The following is a 22,035-nucleotide window of genomic DNA, read 5'->3' on the forward strand; positions in this document are numbered from 1 at the left end:
CTCGCGCCGCATGCGGCCGCGCAGAACGGGCTGCCCGACAACGCCGTGTCGATCGCGCCCGCGCTCGAACCGCGCGTCGGCGGCGCGGCGCTCGGCGTGCCGCAAGTGAATGCGCCGGCGCCGGAAGGCGCGGCGAAGGCATCGCCGTACTACTTCACCGACGGTTCGCTGCAGGGCTGGCAGGCGACGCCGCAGGACATCGTTGTGCCGTCGAACGGCCTCGCGTCGCCGGAAGCGTTCGGGCTGCCGGGCGACGACGCGCTGCGCGAGCTGCTCGCCGTGCATCGCGACGTGCCGGCGTCGCGCGCGTCGGGCTCCGATGTGCCGCGTTACTTCATCGACGATAGGCACGCAGCCGAGCCGCAAGGTCAGCTGTATCGCGGCGCGCACCCGCCGTTCGACGTGAACGCGATCCGCCGCGATTTCCCGATCCTGCAGGAGCGCGTGAACGGCAAGCAGCTCGTGTGGTTCGACAATGCGGCGACGACGCACAAGCCGCAGGCCGTGATCGACCGTCTCGCATACTTCTACGCACACGAGAACTCGAACATTCACCGCGCGGCACATGCGTTGGCCGGCCGCGCGACGGATGCGTACGAGCATGCGCGGGAAACGGTGCAGCGCTTCATCGGCGCATCGTCGCCGGACGAGATCGTGTTCGTGCGCGGCACGACCGAGGCGATCAACCTGATCGCGAAGTCGTGGGGCGTGCAGAACGTCGGCGAAGGCGACGAGATCATCGTGTCGAACCTCGAGCATCACGCGAACATCGTGCCGTGGCAGCAGCTTGCCGCGCTCAAGGGCGCGAAGCTGCGCGTGATTCCGGTCGACGATTCGGGGCAGGTGCTGCTCGACGAATACCGGAAGCTGCTCAACGACCGCACGAAGATCGTGTCCGTCACGCAGGTGTCGAACGCGCTGGGCACGGTCGTGCCGGTGAAGGAGATCGTCGAGCTTGCGCATCGGGCGGGCGCGAAGGCGCTCGTCGACGGCGCACAGTCGATCTCGCATATGCGCGTGGACGTGCAGGCGCTCGATGCGGATTTCTTCGTGTTCTCCGGGCACAAGATCTACGGGCCGACCGGGATCGGCGTCGTGTACGGCAAACGCGCGATCCTCGACGACATGCCGCCCTGGCAGGGCGGCGGCAACATGATCGCGGACGTGACGTTCGAGCGCACGGTGTTCCAGCCGCCGCCGAACCGGTTCGAGGCCGGCACCGGCAACATCGCGGATGCGGTGGGGCTGGGTGCCGCGCTCGACTACGTGAGCCGCGTCGGCATCGAGAACATCGCGCGCTACGAGCACGACCTGCTCGCGTATGCGACGAGCGTGCTCGCACCGGTGCCGGGCGTGCGCCTCGTCGGTACCGCGCGCGACAAGGCGAGCGTGCTGTCGTTCGTGCTGAAGGGCTACGAGACCGAGGAAGTCGGGCAGGCGCTGAACGAAGAGGGCATCGCGGTGCGCTCGGGGCACCACTGCGCGCAACCGATCCTGCGGCGGTTCGGGCTCGAGGCAACGGTGCGGCCGTCGCTCGCGTTCTACAACACGTGCGACGAAGTCGACGCGCTGGTGAGCGTCGTGAGAAGGCTGGCGACGCGACGCTGACGCATGCCGTCTGCGAGGAGGCCGCTTGTGGCGCCCGGCAACGGGATGTCGCAAGCGGCCTCATTTGCGTGGCGATGCGGGCATGGCGCGCCGCTCGACGTTCCGTGAGCATCCATCCGTCGCGTCCCATCCTCCATAGCCCGGCCGTCGTATCGGGCACGGCCTGGCACCGGATCGGCAACCGGCGCATTGACGGGAGCGCCATTGCGCCGTGCCTTGCGCCTGGCATCCCGCCGGCGCTGCGCTGCGCGATCGCGGTCGAAGTGGTGATCACGAAGTTCGGGCATGGCCCGGCCAGGCTGCGCAGCAGGACGCTGGCGAGCAGCGGTCCTGCGGGTTGATTGCTCGCCGAGTGGCTGAGGCATGATCGGCACGCTTCGGGCAGGGCGGCTGAATGGTTTGACATCCAGATCAATCTGCGTGGAAGCCGGTACGCAGCGCGCACGGTCGAAAGCAGCCCGACGTGAGCGCAGGGGCGCATTGGCATGCCACCACGCGACACGTGCGCCCGCCAGCGCCCGGGCACCTGGATATTCATCGGACGATTCGGCGTGCAAGCGTTGCACACCTCGCTATCACGGACTCGCGCGGATCACAACTCGCCGCTTCCGGAAACGTCCGTTACGGATTCTGCGTTAATCCCGGCGTCACTTTGGTCGTTATCGGGAAGTCGACCTTGCACGTGCCGTACCCGACTGGTTTCACGCGCATGCGTCGCATGCACCGGCGGCGTGCTCAACGCTCTCCTGACCATGATCAAGAATTTCAGCATTCGCACCCGTCTGGCGCTGGCGATGGGTTTTCTCGGAGTATTGCTGGTTGTCGGCGGCATCATCGGCGTGGTCGGCATGGCAATCGGAAACAACGACGTGAAGACGCTCTATTCCGAACGGCTCGCTTCGTCGGAGGCGCTCGGGCAGGCGAATGTCGCGCTGTCGAGGACGCGCCTGTGGCTGTATCGCATCGCGCTCGATCCGGCCAGCGACGAAGTTCCGCAGGAAACCGGTGTGGCCCGCGACATGCTGGCTGCATCGAGGAAGGCATGGGACGCCTATCGTGCGCTGCCGTTCTCCGGCCCCGAAGAGGCCCGCCGCGCGGCCGACGCCGGCAGCAAGTTCAAGGCGCTGGTCGACAACGGGCTGGAGCCGATGTTCGAGGCCATAGCCACCCATGATGCGGCCAAAATTCCGGAAGTCTGGCGACGCATCCCGCCGTCGCTGTTCATCGACGCGTCCGACGCCATGGATGCGCTCGGACAGCTCCAGATCACGGCTTCGCGGGCGACGTTCGATGCCGCGCAGGCACGCTTCCACTGGTTCATCGGCATGGCGTTCGCCGGGAGCCTGGTCGCGCTCGGGGCGGCCACGCTGACATGGTGGTCGCTGCAACGGGCGATCGGCACGCCGCTGGCGAACGCACTGGGCCATTTCGGCGCCATCGCCGAAGGCGACCTGACGACCCGGGTGGAGATTCATTCGACCGACGAAATGGGGCAACTGCTGACCGGCTTGCAGACGATGCAGGGCGAACTGCTCCAGACGATCCGGGCGGTGCAGAACGGCTCGCACGCGATCGACGCCGCCGCTCGGGAGATCGCGGAGGGCAACATGGATCTGTCCCAACGGACCGAGGAGCAGGCCGCGTCGCTGGAGGAGACGGCCGCGTCCATGGAGCAGCTGACGTCGACGGTTCGCCAGAACGCCGAGAACGCGAAGCAGGCCAGCCAGGTGGTGAGCGACGCGGCGCTGCTGACCGAGCAGGGCAATCAGGCCGCGCAAGAGGTCGTCAGGACGATGCGGGGGCTGTCGGAATCGTCAGGCAAGATCGCCGAGATCATCACGGTGATCGAAGGCATCGCCTTCCAGACCAACATCCTGTCGTTGAACGCCGCGGTCGAAGCGGCCCGGGCCGGCGAACAGGGGCGCGGGTTCGCGGTCGTGGCGGGCGAAGTGCGCTCGCTGGCCCAGCGCAGTGCCGCGGCATCGCGTGAAATCAAGGAACTGATCACGGATTCGCTCAGGCGCGTCGACACCGGCGCACGGCAGGTCGATCGCGCGACGGGGACGATGACGGAAATACTGGCGTCGGTGCGACGGGTCGACGTACTGATGAGCGAGATTACCGCCGCGTCCGACGAGCAGTCGCGGGGCATCGAGCAAGTCAATCAGGCCGTCGCGCAGATGGATCAGGTGACGCAGCAGAATGCCGCGCTGGTGCAGCAGGCATCGGCAGCGGCGGCGGCGCTGAAAGCGCAGGCGGGGCAGCTGGAAGCGACGATCGCGGTATTCCGGATCGATGCCGCCCGAGCCTGATTCGACGCCGGAGCATCGGGTCGCGAAGGACGCACCGTGTCGGGATCGTTGCCGCTCTGCGCGCCGTGGCCATGCTCCGACAGCCGGGCATCGAACCATCGGTGCCGCGCTTCGACACGGTGCGATTCATTGGGGCGGAACGTGATTTGCCCGCCGTCCGGCAGGCCGCGACAGCGGATCTCGATCGCGCCGGGCCGCCGCATCGTGCACGACAGCGATTGTTGACGACGCTGGAAAGGTCCAATCCAGAAGCGGTAATAGGTGCCGCGAATATGGCCGATTATTCTCCCGTTCGCAGTAATGGCGTCCGTCCACGAATGCTATCGGACTGCTTACAAAATCAATTGCCCAGGGAGGCCTTTCATGAGACGCACCGTTGTCACCGGTTGTATCGGCGCCGCTTTCACCATGTCAGCATCGTGCACGTTCGCGCAGAGTTCGGTTACGTTGTATGGCCTCGTCGACACGGCGATCCGTTATCAGACGAATGCCGGCCCTGACGGCAAGGACCTGATCGGAATGACGGTCGGCCCGGAAACGCACAGCCGCTGGGGCTTGCGCGGCAGCGAGGATCTCGGCGGCGGGCTGTCGGCGATTTTCCGTCTCGAGAACGGTTTCGAGCTGGGCGATGGCAAGCTGCACGTCGCGAACACGCTGTTCAGCCGGCAGGCCTACGTGGGCCTGTCGAACAGCCGATATGGCACGCTGACGTTCGGCAACCAGTACGCGCCGGTGTACGACACGATGGGCGACGTATTCGATCCGATGACCGTCGGCGACTACTGGCAGGACAGCTGGGCGTACAACGGCATTGGCAACTACCTGACGGTACCGAACTCGGTGAAGTACGCATTCACGTACAACGGGTTCAGCGTCGATGCGATCTACGGCTTCGGCAATCATGCCGGTGCGATGGGCCTCGACAGCACATACGGCGTCGAGCTCACCTACGCGCAAGGGCCCGCGTCGATCAACGCAGGCTTCCAGCAGACCTCGGTATCGTCCGTGAACGGCAGTGCGACCAACGGCGCGAAGGTGAACTTTCTGCACGTGAGCGGCGCGTATCAGGTTACGCCCTCCGTCCGCCTGCTGGCCGGCTGGCTGCACGGCCAGGACAAGACGGGCACGACCGACTTCAACATGCAGCAGGCCGGCGCACCGGCGTTGAGCGGCGGGAGCCCGAACCGCATCGACGACACGTTCTACGTCGGCGCCAACTGGCAGGCCACCGCGCCGCTGCTGATCACGGTGGCCGGCTATTACGGCCACGCACGCAACGCGCAGCGGCTCGACGGCACGCTCGGCTCGGGGATCAACTACTCGGCGACCGTGCTGGCCGAGTATGCGCTGTCCAAGCATACGGAGGTCTACGGCACGGTCGATTTCTCGCGCGGCAACGGTGCGTTCGCGGCCGACTATCCGGGTGCCACCAACCGGCTCACCGGCAAGGTCGACCAGATCGGCAGGACCAACAACGTCGGGGCTGCCGTCGGCCTGCGCCAGATGTTCTGACGGCACTGCGCACCGCGCCGCGAGCGGTTCTGCTGCAAAATTCAGAACCGCACGACCTGCTTCTGCTCGACGTTGAAGCCGTCGCGCAGCACGCTCGCCGAATCCGCGAAGTAGCGGCGGGTTTCCGCCAGCAGGTCGGTGTTGCCGCGCCGGCAGAACACGACCCCCGATCCTTCCTCCGTCAGCAGTTCGTCGATCAGCGATTCGGGTTGCCCGATATCGGCGAGATGGACGTTCTGCACGCCGTGCGCGAGCGCATCGAGCGCTTCCCGCACGCAAGGCGCTGCGGTTGCGGCCGGATGCTCGGCCAGCCATTGCTCGAGTTCCGTGATGCCATAGAGCCCGGCGAGCTCGCCGAGTTCGCGCAGCAGCGCGCTGTCGACCATCATCACCAGCGTGACGGCGCCGGCGCGCTGCGCGAAGAGGCTGCCGAGCTGTTCCGCGCGCAGCAGGTGATCATGGCCTGCGTCGTCCGGGGCGACCGGCATCACGACGGGCACCAGCCCGTTCTCGAGCAACGCGTTCAGCGCCGTGCCGTCGAAGCGGGCGACCGCGCTCGTGTCGGTGCGGTCGGAATGGGCGCTCGCCACCAGCAGGCCGCCGTCGTGGCCGTCGATGCCGATCGCCTTGGCGCCGTGACTGCCGATCAGACGCACCAGTTCATGATTGATGCCCGCCATCGCCGCATGAACGGCGTGGATCGATTGCGTACCGGATGCGGCCGGCACGCCCTGCACGACGATCGGGCGAACGCCGGTGAGTGCGAGCAGCGCGACATCCTGCGCGAATGCGTGGCGGGCGCGTGCGTCGCTCGCGGCACCGCCTTCGACGATGACGACGGTCTGCCCGTGCAGGGCCTGCATGAACGGCAGCGAGCGCGCCAGGCCGGCTACGCGGCGCGACGTCGGGGTGGAACTTTCAGGGTCTGGGAACATGGGAATCCGAATGGATGAAGGGAGTGCGTGTTGCCGCACGACGCGGCATCACGACGGCATCAATACGTGCGTTGCATCAGCTGGTGAATCTCGTCGGGCGTCAGCGCGTCGCGCGACGACTGCCGGAACGGGCGTTCGCTGAAACAGCGCGCCGCGTCGGCGAGCAGTTCGAGGTGCGCGCGGTTGTCTTCCTGCGGCAGCACCAGCACGATGAATTCGCGCACGGGCTTGCGATCCGGTGCGTCGAAGGGGAACGGATACTGCGCGCGAACGAACAGCGCGATGGCCGAGCGGAGGCCGGCGACACGCGCATGCGGAATCGCGACGCCCTGGCCGAGGCCGGTCGAGCCGAGTTGCTCGCGCTTCGTCAGTTCGGTCCTGATCCGTTCCGCGGACACACCGCTGCTGCGCTCGATATAGTGCGCGACGAGGTCGAACAACTGGATCGCGCTTTCGACCGGTACGTCGAGCAGGATGTTGTCCGGCGGGCAGGCGTCGGCCAGCCGGGTCGCGAACGTTGCGCCGCCGCGTCGGTAGGGAAGGTCGGGTTGGCCGCCGGCGGCGGCCTGCTGCGTTTGCATGCGGATCTCTCCGTGTCGGGATGACAGGGAAATCCTAGACAAAAGCGTGTAAAGACGGTGTCAGAGACGCGGGGGCGCCGCATTAAAATTTCGTATCGATTGCGCTGGCGCCCGCCGCGTGCCCGACAAGGACATCGTCAGGTACCCGACAGCACGAACGGCAACGTCGTCAGCAAGAACACCGAAATGCCGACGACCGGCGCACCGAACGCGATCGCCGCAAATGCCACCGCGGCGCTCGTCAGCACCAGCGTCCTCGAGCGCACGCGGTGCCGGCCGAGTGCCGTCGCGCGATCGTCGCGGGCGGCATCGGGTCGTGTGCCGATCACGTGTTTCCAGAACGTCAGGCCAAGCATGATTGCTCCTTGATGAAAGGCGACCGGGAGGGCGTGCGCTGCGCGCGTCAGCAGCGCTTGAGCTTCAGCACGCGCGAGATCTGCCCGGACGTGAAGCCGCTGTTGCGCACGTAAGGCGCGCAGTCGAGCGGTGCGGTGAGCGATTCGCTGACGACGTACCGGCCGACGAAGCGGAATGCGTCTGTTTCCATCCTGATGAACACCGGAATCGCATCGCGTTGCGCGGCGAGCGTCCTGCCGGCCGCGCGCGCGGACGCGCTGCCGTCGCAGAGGATCACGTCGGGCGCATGCGGGTTGAGGTCCGTGCGCAGGCAGGCGGCCACGACCTTGCCGTTCTTGGTCGGCAGGAACGCCTGCTTGCTGCCGCCGCAGGCGGTGTGGATGAATTCGCGGGTGTACTGCTTGTCGATCTCGAACATGACCGGGCTCCGGTATCGGGAACTTCAGCGGGTTAAATCAGGGATGCAAAGCAATGTGATCGGATCGACATGCCGGATGCGGGCATGCCAGGCGATCGTTGCCGGGCTGGCGGATCGATGGCGCGACGTTGCAAGGGATGTTCCGCGGGAACACGCTTGCCCGCACGACGCGCGATCAACGCATCGACGTCGTGTTCAAGCGTGCACGGGAATGACTACGGCGCGCACCGTCCGCCTGCTGGCAGGACGGTGGCTCGGGAAAAGAGAGACGCAGGCGTCCTGCCTGTCAGGCAGAAAAGCAACTCGGAGGGCGAGGACTTCGGATGCGCATGGTGCGTACTCGGTGATGGATGGCGAACACATTCTAGTGAACGCACGCGCGGCCGCAAGTAAAAAGGTCGTAAAGGTTGCGTGGCCGGTGCGTGCTACGTGCACTGCCAGAGGTGCGCGCTGGTGCGGCACGGCGCGCACCAGAACGTGTAGTTCGCGCCGCCGCTGCCCCACAGCCATTCGCCGCCGTCCGTTTGCGGGAGGCCGGAATCGAGCTGCATGACGAACGACATCTTGCGGCCGCAATCCGGACAGTCGGGATACCACGCGGACTGTACCCACGACGGCGCGCCGCCGACACGGCTCAGGTTCTGCCGGCCGTTCGATTCGCCCCAGTCCTGCCGTGTCCAGCGTGCCGGTGCGGCGAAGAGCGCAACGTCGGCCTCCACGAACGCGGCCGCCGGATACTCGGGCTGGATCGCGATGTCGCGTTGCTGGGACGGGTGCGCGCAGGCGTTGCCTGCGTCGTCGTGCCGGTGGAACAGCGGGCCGTCGCTCTCCCAGCCGACGCACGACAGGCAGGTGTCGAACGATACGGGCGTCGCGCTGTCGATGCCGGCTGCCGCGGGTTGCGGTAGCGTCAGCAACCGATGCAGCGGCTCGTGACACAGGCCGCATCGATGCGTCGACACGCCGCCGAAGCGCGCGCCCGATCGACGCGAATAGCGTGCGTGCCAGGTCGGGTGATGCGCGTCAATCTCGCGTTTCCACTTCGGCATCTCGCGGAGCCTCGGCGCACGCAGCGTCGGGCCGAAGTCGATGTGTAGCGGCGACTCGCCATGCAGCGCGCGCAACGTGTCGTGTTCCTGCGCATAGCCGGCAGACATGAGCCAGTTGGCGCACTTGCCCGGATCGTCGGAAAACAGCCGCGCCGCCGCGTCGCGAACGGCCGCGGGGTGTCGCGAATGAAGCAGCGCGACGGCGCGTTCGCGCATCGCGTCGTCGCCAGAGGGGGGCTCGGCAAGCCGGCCGCGCCATGCATCGATCGTCGCCGGATCGAGCATTCGCCACGCGCTGTCCTCGTAGTACAGGTGCGGCGACCGCTTCGCGGTCACAACGTCGAGAAACACGTCCCAGTGACCGGCAAATACCTGCGGCGCCTGTATTGCCGCGCTCGACAACACGCTCGCGAGCCGCGTGTTCCATGCGCCGTCGCGGACGCGTTGCCACGCCGCGGCGGTGACGTTCGCGAAAGCGGTGTCGTCCATCAGGTCGAGCGCGGCGTCGAGGAAGGTCGCATGCGACAGCTCGCGATCGAACGAAGCGATCACGAGGTCGGCGAGTGCCGCCGGGTTGTCGCGCCGCAGCGCCAGCATTTGCGACATCGGATCGTTGCCGGTCCAGCCGAGGCGTTCGTAGTCGTCGAGAATGGTTTGTACGGTCGGCATGGCGTGGACGGCGGGGCGGCGGACGGGCGTTCATCTTACCCGAGCGCGCTAGCGGGCCGGCACGCCGCCCGTTTTCGCAGCCCCATGCAAAAAACGCGTGACGACTTTCGTCGCCACGCGTTGCCTGTGTTTCGCTGTGCGTGCCGGTCGCGCATGCCGGCGAACCGGCATACGCGTCGGGTCATCAGAAATCGAACCCCGGCCCGCCCGCACCCGGGCCGCCCGGCGCAGCCGCCGGTGCCGCATCCTTCGGTGCTTCGAAGACGGTTGCATCGGTCGTCAGCAGCAGCCCCGCGACCGACGCCGCGTTCTGCAGCGCCGTGCGCGTGACCTTGGTCGGATCGAGCACGCCCGACTCGACGAGGTCGCCGTATTCGCCCGTCTGCGCGTTGTACCCGAAGTTGCCCGAGCCGTCGGCCACCTTCGCGACGACGACGCTTGCTTCCTCGCCCGCGTTCGTGACGATCTGGCGCAGCGGTTCCTCGAGCGCGCGCAGCACAATCTTGATGCCCGCGTTCTGGTCGGCGTTCACGCCCTGCAATTCGCGGATCGCCTGCCGCACGCGGATCAGCGCGACGCCGCCGCCCGGCACGATGCCTTCCTCGACGGCCGCGCGCGTGGCGTGCAGCGCGTCGTCGACGCGGTCCTTCTTCTCCTTCACCTCGATTTCGGTGGCCCCGCCGACCTTGATCACTGCAACGCCGCCCGCGAGCTTCGCGACGCGTTCCTGCAGTTTCTCGCGGTCGTAGTCCGACGTCGCTTCCTCGATCTGCACGCGGATCTGCTTCACGCGCGCCTCGATGTTCTTCGCATCGCCCGCGCCGTCGATCACCGTCGTGTTTTCCTTGCCGACCTCGATGCGCTTCGCCTGGCCCAGTTCCGCCAGCGTCGCCTTCTCGAGCGTCAGGCCCGTTTCCTCGGCGATCACCTGGCCGCCGGTCAGGATCGCGATGTCTTCGAGCAGCGCCTTGCGGCGGTCGCCGAAGCCCGGCGCCTTCACGGCCACCGTCTTCAGGATGCCGCGGATGTTGTTGACGACCAGCGTCGCGAGCGCTTCGCCTTCGACGTCTTCCGCGATGATCAGCAGCGGCCGGCCCGATTTCGCGACCTGTTCGAGCACCGGCAGCAGGTCGCGGATGTTCGAGATCTTCTTGTCGTGCAGCAGGATGTACGGGCTTTCGATCTCGGCGATCTGCTTGTCGGGATTGTTGATGAAATACGGCGACAGGTAGCCGCGATCGAACTGCAGCCCTTCGACGACGTCGAGCTCGTCCGCGAGCGACTTGCCGTCCTCGACGGTGATCACGCCTTCCTTGCCGACGCGGTCGATCGCTTCCGCGATACGCTGGCCGATCGATTCCTCGCCGTTCGCGGAGATCGTCGCGACCTGCGCGATTTCCTTGCTCGTGGTGGTCGGACGGCTGATCTTCTTCAGCTCGTCGACGGCCGCCGCGACGGCCTTGTCGATGCCGCGCTTCAGGTCGAGCGGATTGAGCCCGGCCGCGACGTACTTCTGGCCTTCACGGACGATCGCCTGCGCCAGCACGGTGGCCGTCGTGGTGCCGTCGCCGGCCGCATCGCTGGTGCGCGACGCGACTTCCTTCACGAGCTGCGCGCCGATGTTCTGCAGCTTGTCCGCGAGTTCGATTTCCTTCGCGACCGACACGCCGTCCTTCGTGACGACCGGCGCGCCGAAGCTGCGTTCGAGCACGACGTTGCGGCCCTTCGGCCCGAGCGTGACCTTCACTGCATTCGCGAGAATGTTCACGCCTTCGGTCAGCCTGGCCCGTGCGACGTCGCTGAAAATGATTTCCTTCGCTGCCATGATTGCGCTCCGTTACTGGTTGACGACTGCGACGATGTCTTCCTCGCGCAGCACGAGAAACTCGGTGCCGTCCAGCTTGACGGCCTGGCCCGCGTACTTGCCGAACAGCACGCGCTCGCCGACCTGCAGGTCGGGCACGATGCGCTGGCCGTCCGCATCCTTGCGGCCGGGGCCAACGGCGATCACTTCACCCTGGTCGGGTTTTTCCGCGGCGCTGTCGGGGATCACGATGCCCGACGCGGTGGTGGTTTCCTGGTCGAGTCGCTTCACGATCACGCGGTCGTGCAAGGGGCGTAGGCTCATAGGTTCGTCCTGTGCTGTTCTGTCGAGATTGGCTGGCACTCTTTGGAAGAGAGTGCTGACGAGTATAAAAATGCGCGGCGGCGCGATCCAATAACGGATTCGGAAATGCATTCGCGCCGGCGTGCAAAGCGCGCGGCGCGCGTTACCGCGACACGGCCTGCTGCGCGGCGGGCGTGCAGACCGGGTGGATCGTCTCGCCGGCAAGCACGCGCTTCACGAACGGGATCGAATCGGCGAGCGACGCGTTCACGGTGCCGTTGTGTTCGCGGCCCGCATACAGGTGCGCTTCGACGGTCGTGCCCGCCGCGCACGCGTCCTTCGCGAGCGCGAGTTCGAGCGGCGCGAGCCCGTCGTCCGCGCCCGCGCCGATGAAGACGGGTGTCGCGATCTTCAGCGTCGGGTACGTCAGGTACGCGTCCCACCACGCTTTCAGCCGTGCATCGCCGCCGGGCTTCACGGTGTTCGCATGCGTGAGGTGCGCGAGCGCCGCATCGTCCTCGAGCGACGCGAGGCAACCGATGCGCGCCTGTTCGAGGATCGGCAACGCCTGGTCGGTCAGCACTTCGTCCGCGCGCAGCGACGGGTCGATCTGCTGGGCGGAGAGCACCGAGTAGAACTGGTACGCGAGTGTCGGATCGACGCGCTCGGGGTCGCGCCGGTAGGCACTGTCGAACTTCGGCAGCGACGCGAGCGTGGCGGGCGATGCGTTGTAGATCGTGCCGGTGGCGACGGTCGCGCGGATCGCGAGTTCGGGCGCATACGCGGGCGCGTAGCCGGCCGCCGCGAACACGGCCGAGCCGCCTTGCGACTGGCCGACGAGCACGACCTCGTTCGCGAGCCCCGGCACGCCGCCGAGTACCGCGCGCACGCTGTCGAGCAGCGTGTAGCTGTTCGAGCGGTTGTTGAGCTGCGGATTCGGGCCCGGCGTGCCGAGCCCCTGATAGTCGGTCGCGACGACGGCGAACCCCTGCTGAAGCCACGCGTTAAGGTAGCGCACGTCGCGATACGAGCGGCCGAACCACGACGGCGCGCAGATGTCGGCCATCCCGAACGTGCCGTGCGCCCACGCGACGATCGGCCAGCCGCCGGCGGGCGGCGTGCCGCGCGGCACGAACAGCGCACCCGACACGGCGATCGGCGTGTGACCGCCGACACCGTCGGTCGACGCATAGAGGATCCGCAACTGGCGCGCTGCGCTCGCGAGCCCGAGCGTCGCAGGCAGCGGTTCGGTGCGCAGCAGCGCGCCGGGCGTCGCCGGAATGTCGCGGTCCCACGTGTAGAACGCGGATACGCGCCCGTCGCCCTGCAGCGGGTCGGGCGCGGGAACACGGCCGGGCGAAGCCGCGTGCGACAGGAAAGACGATACGGCGAGCGCCGAAGCCAGCAGTGCGCGCGCGGCGCAGCCGCGCAGGGGGAGAAGCGTCATGGTCGGATGGAGGTCGATGAGATCGGATCGGAAGCGCCGGACGGTGCATGGCGCGGGCCGAGCACGACGCAAGTTTCGAACCAGCGCATCCGTTGCATGTGCGGCGCGCGGCGCGACGGGCCGTTGCGTCGTACCGCGTGTGTCGCGCGCATGCGCCGGCTGCGCGTCGCGCAGCAATCCGGGCCGGCGGGCTGTTGCTCCCGCAACAAACGCAGGGGCATGGATCGTGCCGCGGGCGTCGTGCATGACCGGCCCGCACCGCGGCGCGGGCGTTCGATGCGAGCGCGCCCGGCTGGCACGATTGCTGCTGATCCGGTCGGCGTGTGTCGCGACGTTGCGTTGCGATCCCCTCCGTCCACCCGACCAAGGAAACCATCCTCATGTCCGTCACCCCAACCATCGACAGCGGCGAACTCGTGGCATTCGTCGAGCGTGCCACGCGCGAATTCACGCAGGCCGCACGTGTGCTGAAGGACACGCGCACGCTGTCCGCGACCAACACGTTCCAGGCGTTCCAGCGCGTGCCGGGCACCGAGCTCGTCGTCGCGCTGTCGGCGCCGAGCCCGTGGGCCGCCTCGCAGGAAATCCAGCCTGTCGTCGTGACGTTCGACGGCGACGTGCTGCATGGCGACGCGCGCGCGGGCGGCAACGGGCCGCGTTATGCGGACGTGTTCCGCGAGGCGCCGGACGTCGGTGTCGTGATCCACGTGCACGGCCCGTATCTCGGCGCATGGGCGAGCGCGCATCGCCCGCTGCCGATCCGCTATGCGCCGGCCGCGCGCTACACGCGCGCCCGCGAGATTCCGGTGTACGTCGATCGTCGTCCCGGGGAACCGCGTTTCATCGTCGACACGATCCGCCGCGACCCCGAGGTACCGGCGATCATCGAGGCGAACGGCGGTGCAACCTTCTGGGGAAAATCGATCCTCGACGTGTCGAAGTACATCCTGATCCTCGAGGAAGCCGCGTATTTCCAGGCGCTCGCGGAGCCGCTCGGCGGCTCGCTCGAGTTCGGGCCGGGCGCGCTCGAGCAGCAATGGAAGATGACCGGTCTCGCGTGACATCGCGCGAGCTCGCGCGGCGGCCGGCGCAATCCGGCCGCCGTCATACCGATAGCTCGATGAATTGGTTCATCCCCGGCGCGCGCCTTGCTATCGTCGAACCTTCCCCGTTCAACACGCCGGTCGTGCCATGGCCATCTTCAGTTTGCCGGACCCGAATTCGCATGCGATCACGATCCGTGCGAAGGCGCTGACGTTCGACGATCCCAAATCGCGGGTGCTGCTCGAGCGCATCCAGCTCGTCGCGCCGAGCGACGCGACCGTGCTCGTCACCGGCGAGAGCGGCACCGGCAAGGAGCTGATCGCGCGCCTCGTGCACTCGCTGAGCGAGCGCCATGACGGCCCGTTCGTGGCGGTCAACTGCGGCGCATTCTCCGAGACGCTGATCGAAAGCGAGCTGTTCGGCCACGAACGCGGCGCGTTTACCGGCGCGATCAACAGCCAGCCCGGCTGGTTCGAATCCGCGAATCGCGGCACGCTGTTTCTGGACGAGGTGGGCGACCTGCCGCTGTCCGCGCAGGTCAAGCTGCTGCGTGTGCTGCAGGAGCGCGAAGTGACGCCGGTGGGCTCGCGCAAGACCGTGAAGATCGACGTGCGGCTCGTCGCGGCGACCAACGTGAATCTCGAAGCCGCGGTGCGCGCGGGCAATTTCCGCGAGGATCTTTACTACCGGCTCAACGTCGTGAAGCTGAGCCTGCTGCCGCTGCGCGAGCGCCTCGGCGACATCGCGCCGCTGATCGAGCACTTCATCGACACCTATGCGAAGCGGCTGCGCGTCGCCGCGCCGACGCTCACGGACGCCGCGCGCGCACGGCTGCATGCGCACGCGTGGCCGGGCAATATCCGCGAACTCGAGAACGTGATCCACCACGCGGTGCTGATCTGCGCGGGTGGCGCGATCGATGTGGGCGACCTGCAATTCTCCGCGCTGTCGCTCGCGCCCGATGCCGACGACCCGCGCGCCCCGGCGGCGGCACCGCCGCGCCGTGCGCGCGATGTGGCCGAGGCGACCGATGCGCTGCGCCATGCGGTGATCGAGCTGCTGGATCTCGGCACGCCGTCGCTCTGGCAGCACATCGAGGACACCGTCTACCGCAGCGTGTTCGACTACAGCGAGCACAACCAGCTGCGCATGTCGCGCCTGCTCGACCAGTCGCGCAACATCGTGCGTGCGCGGCTCGCGCAGCTCGGCATCCTGAAGCCGCGCGATGCGGGTGACGGAGGCGACGCCGACGCGCGGTTGCGCCGTCAGGCGTGATCGCGCCAGCGCAGCACGCGCTGCGCGATCCGCTCGCATAGCGCACTCATGCCGACGGCGAGCGCCGTCACCCCCAGCACGCAGACCAGCAGCACGTCTGCGCGCGCACCGGCCTGCGCGTTCTGCATCAGGCTGCCGACCCCCGCGCCCGCGTTGAACAGCAGCTCGCTGCTGGTCGCGGTGATCCACGCGAACGGCACGGCTTGCAGCACGCCCGCGAACAGGTCGGGCAGCGCGCCGGGAATCAGCACGTCGCGCCACAGGCCGATGCGCGTCAGGCGATACGACTGCGCGAGTTCGACGTAGCGCGGATCGACGCGGCGCAGCCCGTCGAAGCTGGCGGTGGTCATCGGGTAGAACGCGGCGAGCGCGATGATGAGCACCTTCGCGAATTCGCCGGTGCCGGCCCACAGGCTCAGCAGCGGAATCAGCCCGAGCAGCGGCACGTAGCGCAGTGCCTGGAACGCCGGCTCGCCGAGCTTGCGCGCGAGCGTCGAGCGCGCCATCGCCGCGCCGAATACAAGCCCGAACGCGACGCCGAACCCCAGCCCGAGCGTCGTGCGGCGCAGGCTCGCGCCGAGATCGGTCGCGAGTTCGCCGCTGCGGGCGAGTTCGACCAGCGCGGCGCCCACCTGCTGCAACGGCACGAACGCGTATTGATGGGCCGCGTCGCCGGACGACGCGAACTGCCATGCGGCCACCAGCAGGGCCGGCACGACGAGGCCGCGCGCGCGGCGGCGCAGCGGGGCGAGCGAGAGAGAGCGTATGGCGAGCGTCATTTCGAAGCGTATCCAGTCAGGTCAGCGCGAGGGCGCTTGCCAGCGTAACGCGTAGCGTTGCACGAGCGCGATCGACCGGTCGATCGCGAAGCCGATCAGCCCGATCACCGCGACGTCGATGAGCACGACGTCGAGCCGCAGCATCTGCCGCGCGAGTTCCATCATCTGGCCGATCCCGCTGTCGGCGCTGAGCAGCTCGACCGCGACGAGCGCGAGCCACGCGCGCGCGAGCGCGATCCGCACGCCGGTCAGCAGCGGCGGCAGCGCGGCGGGCAGCAGCACGTCGCGCAGCAGCGCGAAGCGGCCCAGCCCGTAGTGCCGCGCCATCTCGACGAGGTCGCGCGGCGCGTCGTGCACGCCCGTGTACGCGGCCAGCGCGACCGGGAAGAACACGGCCTTGCCGACGACGACGAGCTTCAGCGGCTCGTCGACGCCGATCAGCAGGATCAGCAGCGGAATCAGCGTGAGCGTCGGCACTTGCCGCAGCAGGTCGAACGTCGGCCGCAGGTAGTCGGAGAACAGCCGGCTGCGCGCCAGCAGGATGCCGAACGCGGCCCCGCCCGTCGCGCCGATCGCGAACCCGAGCGCGAGGCGATGCAGCGTGATCAGCAGGTTGTCGCGCAGTTCACCGGTGTCGAGCAGGGTGCGCAGCGTCGCCGCGAGCCGGCCGGGCGGCACGACGAGCTGCGGCGGGAACCAGCGCTGCGCGCTCGCGAGCCACCACAGCGTGGCGAACGCGACGGGCGTGGCCCACCACAGCGCGAGCCCGCCGAGCCGCGCGATGCCGGGCAGGCGGATCGCGCGTGCGCCGTTCGACGCGAGGGCGTGCATCGGCATCAGCGGCTCGCGACGCGCGCCGTGTCGGCGCGCCAGTAGCCGTTGAGCCCGAGCTGCTTGAGCGCGGTCGCGACGAACGTCGGCGCGAGCAGCGCGTTCACGTCGACCGGCGCGGACGTCAGGCCGGCCTGGCGGCTGTACGCGACGACGTCGCGGTAGTGGCCGGTCAGCGCGGGCGTGAAGAGCGGCGTCCATTGCTCCTTCCACGGCGTCGATTCGTCCGCGTATTCGCGGCGCACGACGCTTTCCGGCTGGCCGGACGCGCTCAGGATCTTCACGTACGCATCGCGGTTCTGCGGCTGCGAGATCCAGTGCGCGGCACGCACGTAGGCGGTCGCGACGAGCTGCGTGATGTCGGGGTAGCGCCGCACGAAATCGTCGGATGCCCACAGTTCCGCGCGCATCTTCCAGTCGTCGGGCGCGGTCTTGGTCGACCAGATGATCTTGCCGACGTTCTTGTCGACGAGCGAATACGCGTCGGACAGCGTGAAGAAGCCGTCGACGCGGCCGGCCGCGACCGCTGCCGCACCGGCCTGCGGGTCGAGGTTGTAGATCCTGAAGTCGGACAGCTTCAGCCCGTTCTCGGCGAGCAGCTTGCTGAACGTGACTTCCCAGGGCCGGCCGCGATTGAGCGCGATGCGCTTGCCCTTCAGGTCGACGATCGACTTCGCGCTCGAGCCGGCCGGCACGACGAGATACGTATTGCTGCCGACCCCGCCCGGCACGATCAGGCGCGTATGCGTGCCCGACGCGTTGACGACGACCGACGGCAGGTCGCCGTAGCCCGCGAAGTCGATGCTGCCGTTCGTGAACGCCTCGTTGACGAGCGTGCCGACCGCCGCGGTCGACACCGGTACCCATTGCAGCTTCACGTGCCGCGCGGCGAGCGCCTTCTCGAGCGACTTGTCGGCGTCGATCAGCGCGGAGGCGCCCGCATACTGCGTCTTGCCGCCGCCCGAATAGGCGACGACGGCGATTCGCACCACCTTGGGCGCATCGTCCGCGTGCGCGGCCGGTGCGGCGAGCGATGCCGCGGCAAGCGGCAGCGCGGCGAACAGCGCACGCAGCGGGCGGCGCAGCGAAGCGAGGGAGAGCGTGTGTTTCATGATGGTCGGGATCAGTGGGCGGAAAAGAGGCTCACGCGCGTTTCTGCCGCGACGGCCGCAGCACGTCGGCGAGCGGGCGCGGGTCGATCCAGTCGGCGACGTCGAAGTCGGCTTCCAGAAAACCCCGGTCGTGCAGAAACGTCTTGAAGTCGTCGAGCGCCGCGACGGATTCGTCGTCGAGGTTGACGCCGAGGTGCCGGTGCAGCTGGTTGCCGTATGCGGCACGAACCCAGTCGATCGACGACGCGGTTTCGCCGGCCACGTAGTGCGCGGTTTCGTCGGGATGCGTGCCGGCCCATTCGCCGGCCGCGACCACGAGCTTCAGGAAGCCGGCGACGATGTCCGGATGGTTCGCGAGCACGTCCGCGTTGACGGTCAGCGGGCGCGGCGTGCCGTTGTTGTTGCGGATCGAGCGCTCCGGATGAAAGCCGATGTCGATCACGACGTGCGCGTCGATCAGCTGCGCGATCTCGAGGCCGGTCGAGCCCTTCACGTAGATCGCGTCGACCTCGCCGCGCAGCAGCGCGCCGGCTTCGGCCGCGTACAGCGCGCGGCTCGAGAAGCCGTGCGGCGACGCGAACAGATCCGCCGCGCGCGCCGGCCCGACGGCCTGCAGCGTGCGTGCATGCACGTCGACGAGTTCGACGTCGGCGGTGGTCAGCCCGTCGAGGCTCAGCGCGTTGACGAAGCCGCGCAGCGCCGACGCGCGAAAGATGTCGATGCGGTCGTCGGGGCGGCTCGGGATCGCGACGCGGCGCCCGCGCAACGCCTTCACGGAGCGGATGCCCGACTCGGGCCGCGCGAGGATCAACTGCGATTCGTCGACCCACGACAGCCCGATCACGCGCGTGTTCGCGCCGTTCGAGCGCGCCCACATCGCGGGGATGCTGCCGCCCTGGCGAAACGACTGCGTCAGCGTGTGGTCGCTGATCGACGACACGTCGTGCCGCGTGGCGCCGCGCGGCGAGCGGATCGCGACGCCGTCGGCCGACGTCTCGCCGTTGAGCCAGCCGAGATGCACGGCGATGCCGAGCGGGGTCGGCACGGGCGATCGGGCGTACCAGAACGTCTGCTGCTTGTCCGATGACGAATCGGGCCTGTCTGTCATGTGTGAGATTCCCTCTCTGCGTAAGCATGGTCGAAGCGCGGTCGCGCGCGGTGCCGCTCGGTGTCGGTGCGCACGCGCGGGCCGGTCAGCGTCGCAAGTTCCGGGCCAGTGGACGGAAACGGCGCGGCCGCACGCGGTGCGGGCGTCGCGCGGAAAGGGCGATGCGTGTGCCGATGCATGGCCTGTTGCGCCAGCAACAGTCGCGTGGGCCGCTGTTGCGCGCGCAGCAGCGGTGCGGCCGATGCAGCAGCACGGCACGGGCCTGTCGCGACCGTGCCGGCCACGGCCGGGCGGGTGCGATCCGGTTGCCGTCGACGCCCGGCGTGCAAGGCGCCGCGCAGGTTTGCAGGCGGCCGCGCAGGTGCCGCGTCGGGCAGGTTGGCACACCGCGTGCTTTACAGCGCAGCACACGGGCGGCACGGCGATGCCGCACGCAATCCGAATGGCCCGACCAGGAGAATCCCGATGGCTGTTGAATTTCTGTGGCGCCTGCCGATGCATGGCGACGGCAGGCGCGCACACGACCTGCATACACGCGGCGAATGGAACCGCCAGCGCGGATCGCGCGTCGCGCCGAAAGTCGACGACGACGAATTCGGCTACATCGACTATCTGTCGCAGGTCGCGCGCGCGGCCGATATCGCCGGCTTCCACGGCGCGCTGATCCCGATCTTCCGCTTCACGGAGGAGCCGTGGGTCGTGGCGGCCGCGCTGGCGCGCGAGACGCGCCGGCTGCGGCTCCTGATCGCGCTGCAGCCGCATTTCGTGCATCCCGTCTACGCGGCGCAGATGGCCGCGAGCCTGCAGCGGATCAGCCGTGGCCGCGTGGAGTGGAACGTCGTCACGGGCGGCGGCGGCCCCGACCAGCGCGCGTACGGCGACTTCATCGATCACGACAGCCGTTATGCGCGCACGGACGAATTCCTCGACGTCGTGAAGGGTGTCGCGGCCGGCGAGCCGTTCACGTTCGACGGACGCTTCTACCGCGTCGAAGGCGGCGGCCTGCTGCCGCCGCTGAGCGGCCAGAAACCGCCGCGCATCTACCTGGCCGGCGCGAGCGATGCCGCGCTCGCGGTTGCCGCGAAGCATGGCGACGTGCACCTGAGCTGGGGCGAGCCGCTCGCGAAACAGAAGGAGGTGATCGATGCGGCCCGCCGCGCGCTCGATCGCCAGAACGCCGAGCGCGACCTGCGCTTCGGCATGCGCATCGACATCCTGGCGCGCGAGACCGAGGAGCAGGCGTGGGCCGAGTTGCGGCAGATGTTCGCGACGGTGGGCGACGCGACGCGCAACGGCTTCGGCGGGCGCGGCGAGTCGTCGGAATCGGTCGGTGCGAAGCGCCAGTTCGCGCTGCACCAGGGCAACACGCAGCACTTCGACGACCTGATCGTCGGCCCGAACCTGTGGGCCGGGATGTCGCAGATTCGCGGCGGCCCCGGCTGCGTGATCGTCGGCAGCCACGAGCAGGTGGCCGAGCGGCTCGCGGAATACGTCGACATCGGCGTGTCGACGTTCATCCTCGCGAGCAACCCGCATCTCGAGGAGGCGTACCGCGTGGGCGAGGAAGTGCTGCCGCTCGTCGACGGCGCGCTGAACGCGCGCGGCACGCAGGCGGCGCTGCGCGTGGCCGGCGCATGAGCGCAACGGCATCCCCCCGCATTCCAACGACAAGGACATTCACCATGACGACACTCGCTGCGCAGGCCACGGCCCGCGACGCACTCTGGTACACGCGCTGCCCGGTGCCGACCGCGCTCGGCATCGCCGTGCACCGCGGCTGGTTCGACGAGGAGTTCGGGCCGGACGGCATCGCGCTGCATTCGCTGCAGGAAACGGCCGACGCCGGCAAGCGCGAATCGCACTTCGATCACAGCCTCCCGTCCTCGTTCCGGCAGGGCGGCAACATTCCGGCGCTGTGGGCGCGGGCACGCGGCGCCGATACGCGCGTGATCGGCCTGTCGTGGACCAACGAGTTCCAGGCGATCGTCACGCTGCCCGATCGCGGCATCCGCACCGTCCGCGATCTGCGCGGCCGGCGGCTCGGATTGCCGCGCCATCCGATCAGCATCGACTTCTGGCGCGCGGCCGCGCTGAAAGGCTTCCTGAGCGCGCTCGAACTGGAAGGGCTCGGGCACGGCGACGCCGAATGGGTCGACCTGCCCGACGAACGCGAACGCCGCACCGGGCCGGCATCGTTTACGCGCGGCCCGCACGAGTACGGGATCGAGATCGCGGCGCTCGTGCGCGGCGAGGTCGACGCGGTGTTCGTGAAAGGGGTCGAAGGGCTCGAAACCGTGCACCTGATCGACGCGCAGGTGGTCATCGATCTCGGCGCGCACCCCGATCCGCTGGTGCGGATCGGCAACGGCACGCCGCGCACGCTGACCGTCGATCGCGCACTGATCGACGCGCGCCCCGATCTCGTGAGCCGCTTCCTGTCGGTCGTGGTGGGCGCGGGCGACTGGGCCGCGCGTCATCCGGCGGAGACGGTGGCCTATATCGGCCGCGAAACGCGCGCGTCCGACGAATGGGTGCGCTATGCGTACGGCGCGGACGTGCACCGCCATCTGGAGACGGGGCTCGCGCAGACGTCGATCGACGGGCTGGTGGCGTTCAAGGACTTCCTCGTCGAGTGGGGTTTTCTCGAACAGGATTTCGATGCGCGCGCATGGATCGACCCGGCGCCGTTCACGCGCATCGACCGGCAACGCCATGCGTGGGTCGCGTAGCGCGCCGCGGCGCGTCATTGCAAGGAGTCGAGCATGACAGGTCTGACGATCGAATACGGCGTGCCGCTGGCGCGCCGGCATGCGGCACGTGCAGCACCGCGCACGGGCGCGGGTGCGGCCGCCGCGGTGGCTGCTGCATGGCCGCCGTCGGCTTCGCCTGCC

At 68.4% G+C, this 22,035-nt stretch carries 20 protein-coding genes; 8 read left to right on the forward strand and 12 right to left on the reverse strand.

What is annotated here, in order from left to right; translation table 11 throughout:
* The 4 genes from DPV74_RS25260 to DPV74_RS25275 all read left to right on the forward strand — a co-directional run.
* A partial coding sequence (locus DPV74_RS25260) for a family 2A encapsulin nanocompartment cargo protein cysteine desulfurase (protein WP_162923133.1) occupies positions 1–1,608 on the forward strand: 1,608 nt, incomplete at its 5' end.
* 104 nt (positions 1,609–1,712) lie between these two features.
* Complete coding sequence (locus DPV74_RS25265) at positions 1,713–1,949, forward strand: hypothetical protein (protein ID WP_155638923.1); 237 nt, start codon at positions 1,713–1,715, stop codon at positions 1,947–1,949.
* Positions 1,950–2,360: 411 nt separating this feature from the next.
* Entirely contained in the window at positions 2,361–3,920 is a 1,560-nt protein-coding gene (locus DPV74_RS25270) for a methyl-accepting chemotaxis protein (RefSeq protein WP_060208662.1), read from the forward strand.
* 363 nt (positions 3,921–4,283) lie between these two features.
* Positions 4,284–5,432, forward strand: a complete 1,149-nt coding sequence (locus DPV74_RS25275; RefSeq protein WP_060171452.1) for a porin — start codon at positions 4,284–4,286, stop codon at positions 5,430–5,432.
* 41 nt (positions 5,433–5,473) lie between these two features.
* On the opposite strand, the gene DPV74_RS25280 is transcribed toward DPV74_RS25275, so the two are convergent.
* The 8 genes from DPV74_RS25280 to DPV74_RS25315 form a co-directional block, all read right to left on the reverse strand.
* Positions 5,474–6,367 carry an acetylglutamate kinase gene (locus DPV74_RS25280; RefSeq protein WP_119338184.1) on the reverse strand — a complete coding sequence of 298 codons (894 nt, stop codon included), beginning with the start codon at positions 6,365–6,367 and terminating at the stop codon, positions 5,474–5,476.
* Positions 6,368–6,426: 59 nt separating this feature from the next.
* Entirely contained in the window at positions 6,427–6,948 is a 522-nt protein-coding gene (locus DPV74_RS25285) for a PTS sugar transporter subunit IIA (protein ID WP_119338185.1), read from the reverse strand.
* Between the two features lie 137 nt (positions 6,949–7,085).
* Positions 7,086–7,304 (reverse strand): hypothetical protein, encoded by a 219-nt coding sequence (locus tag DPV74_RS25290; RefSeq protein WP_021156746.1) that lies wholly within the window; start codon positions 7,302–7,304, stop codon positions 7,086–7,088.
* A 47-nt stretch (positions 7,305–7,351) separates the two neighbouring features.
* Positions 7,352–7,723, reverse strand: coding sequence for a DUF6697 family protein (locus tag DPV74_RS25295; RefSeq protein ID WP_059665016.1), 372 nt, complete (start codon positions 7,721–7,723; stop codon positions 7,352–7,354).
* Between the two features lie 425 nt (positions 7,724–8,148).
* Complete coding sequence (locus tag DPV74_RS25300) at positions 8,149–9,441, reverse strand: hypothetical protein (RefSeq protein ID WP_119338186.1); 1,293 nt, start codon at positions 9,439–9,441, stop codon at positions 8,149–8,151.
* Between the two features lie 184 nt (positions 9,442–9,625).
* The gene (groL, locus tag DPV74_RS25305; protein WP_027790738.1) at positions 9,626–11,266 is read right to left on the reverse strand and encodes a chaperonin GroEL; all 1,641 of its coding nucleotides are present in this window, start codon (positions 11,264–11,266) and stop codon (positions 9,626–9,628) included.
* Between the two features lie 12 nt (positions 11,267–11,278).
* Positions 11,279–11,569, reverse strand: a complete 291-nt coding sequence (groES, locus tag DPV74_RS25310; RefSeq protein WP_027790739.1) for a co-chaperone GroES — start codon at positions 11,567–11,569, stop codon at positions 11,279–11,281.
* Between the two features lie 142 nt (positions 11,570–11,711).
* Complete coding sequence (locus DPV74_RS25315) at positions 11,712–12,995, reverse strand: lipase family protein (RefSeq protein ID WP_059494752.1); 1,284 nt, start codon at positions 12,993–12,995, stop codon at positions 11,712–11,714.
* Between the two features lie 380 nt (positions 12,996–13,375).
* Here DPV74_RS25315 and DPV74_RS25320 point away from each other — a divergent pair, with 380 nt between their 5' ends.
* Positions 13,376–14,056, forward strand: coding sequence for a class II aldolase/adducin family protein (locus DPV74_RS25320; protein ID WP_027790741.1), 681 nt, complete (start codon positions 13,376–13,378; stop codon positions 14,054–14,056).
* A 130-nt stretch (positions 14,057–14,186) separates the two neighbouring features.
* Complete coding sequence (locus tag DPV74_RS25325) at positions 14,187–15,314, forward strand: sigma-54-dependent Fis family transcriptional regulator (RefSeq protein WP_059687577.1); 1,128 nt, start codon at positions 14,187–14,189, stop codon at positions 15,312–15,314.
* Here DPV74_RS25325 and DPV74_RS25330 read toward each other — a convergent pair.
* Genes DPV74_RS25330 through DPV74_RS25345 form a run of 4 tightly spaced genes read right to left on the reverse strand, consistent with a single transcriptional unit; the run spans position 15,305 to position 19,144 of the window.
* A complete protein-coding gene (locus DPV74_RS25330) occupies positions 15,305–16,093 on the reverse strand; it encodes an ABC transporter permease (RefSeq protein WP_060208396.1) in 789 nt (262 codons plus the stop codon). The two genes, DPV74_RS25325 and DPV74_RS25330, sit on opposite strands and share 10 nt — an antisense overlap.
* Positions 16,094–16,114: 21 nt before the next feature.
* The gene (locus DPV74_RS25335; RefSeq protein ID WP_060197495.1) at positions 16,115–16,930 is read right to left on the reverse strand and encodes an ABC transporter permease; all 816 of its coding nucleotides are present in this window, start codon (positions 16,928–16,930) and stop codon (positions 16,115–16,117) included.
* Positions 16,930–18,036, reverse strand: a complete 1,107-nt coding sequence (locus DPV74_RS25340) for a PhnD/SsuA/transferrin family substrate-binding protein (protein WP_119338187.1) — start codon at positions 18,034–18,036, stop codon at positions 16,930–16,932. The genes DPV74_RS25335 and DPV74_RS25340 overlap by 1 nt, the downstream gene beginning before the upstream one ends.
* Before the next feature lie 31 nt (positions 18,037–18,067).
* On the reverse strand, positions 18,068–19,144 hold the full coding sequence (locus DPV74_RS25345; protein WP_119338188.1) for an ABC transporter substrate-binding protein: 1,077 nt from the start codon (positions 19,142–19,144) through the stop codon (positions 18,068–18,070).
* Between the two features lie 465 nt (positions 19,145–19,609).
* Between DPV74_RS25345 and DPV74_RS25350 the strand changes: the two genes are divergently transcribed.
* Positions 19,610–20,782 (forward strand): LLM class flavin-dependent oxidoreductase, encoded by a 1,173-nt coding sequence (locus DPV74_RS25350; RefSeq protein WP_027790747.1) that lies wholly within the window; start codon positions 19,610–19,612, stop codon positions 20,780–20,782.
* Between the two features lie 44 nt (positions 20,783–20,826).
* A complete protein-coding gene (locus DPV74_RS25355) occupies positions 20,827–21,873 on the forward strand; it encodes an ABC transporter substrate-binding protein (RefSeq protein WP_060197490.1) in 1,047 nt (348 codons plus the stop codon).
* Positions 21,874–22,035: the final 162 nt, after the last annotated feature.

It is taken from the genome of Burkholderia sp. HAN2018, assembly GCF_024704855.1.
Lineage (GTDB): Bacteria > Pseudomonadota > Gammaproteobacteria > Burkholderiales > Burkholderiaceae > Burkholderia > Burkholderia cepacia.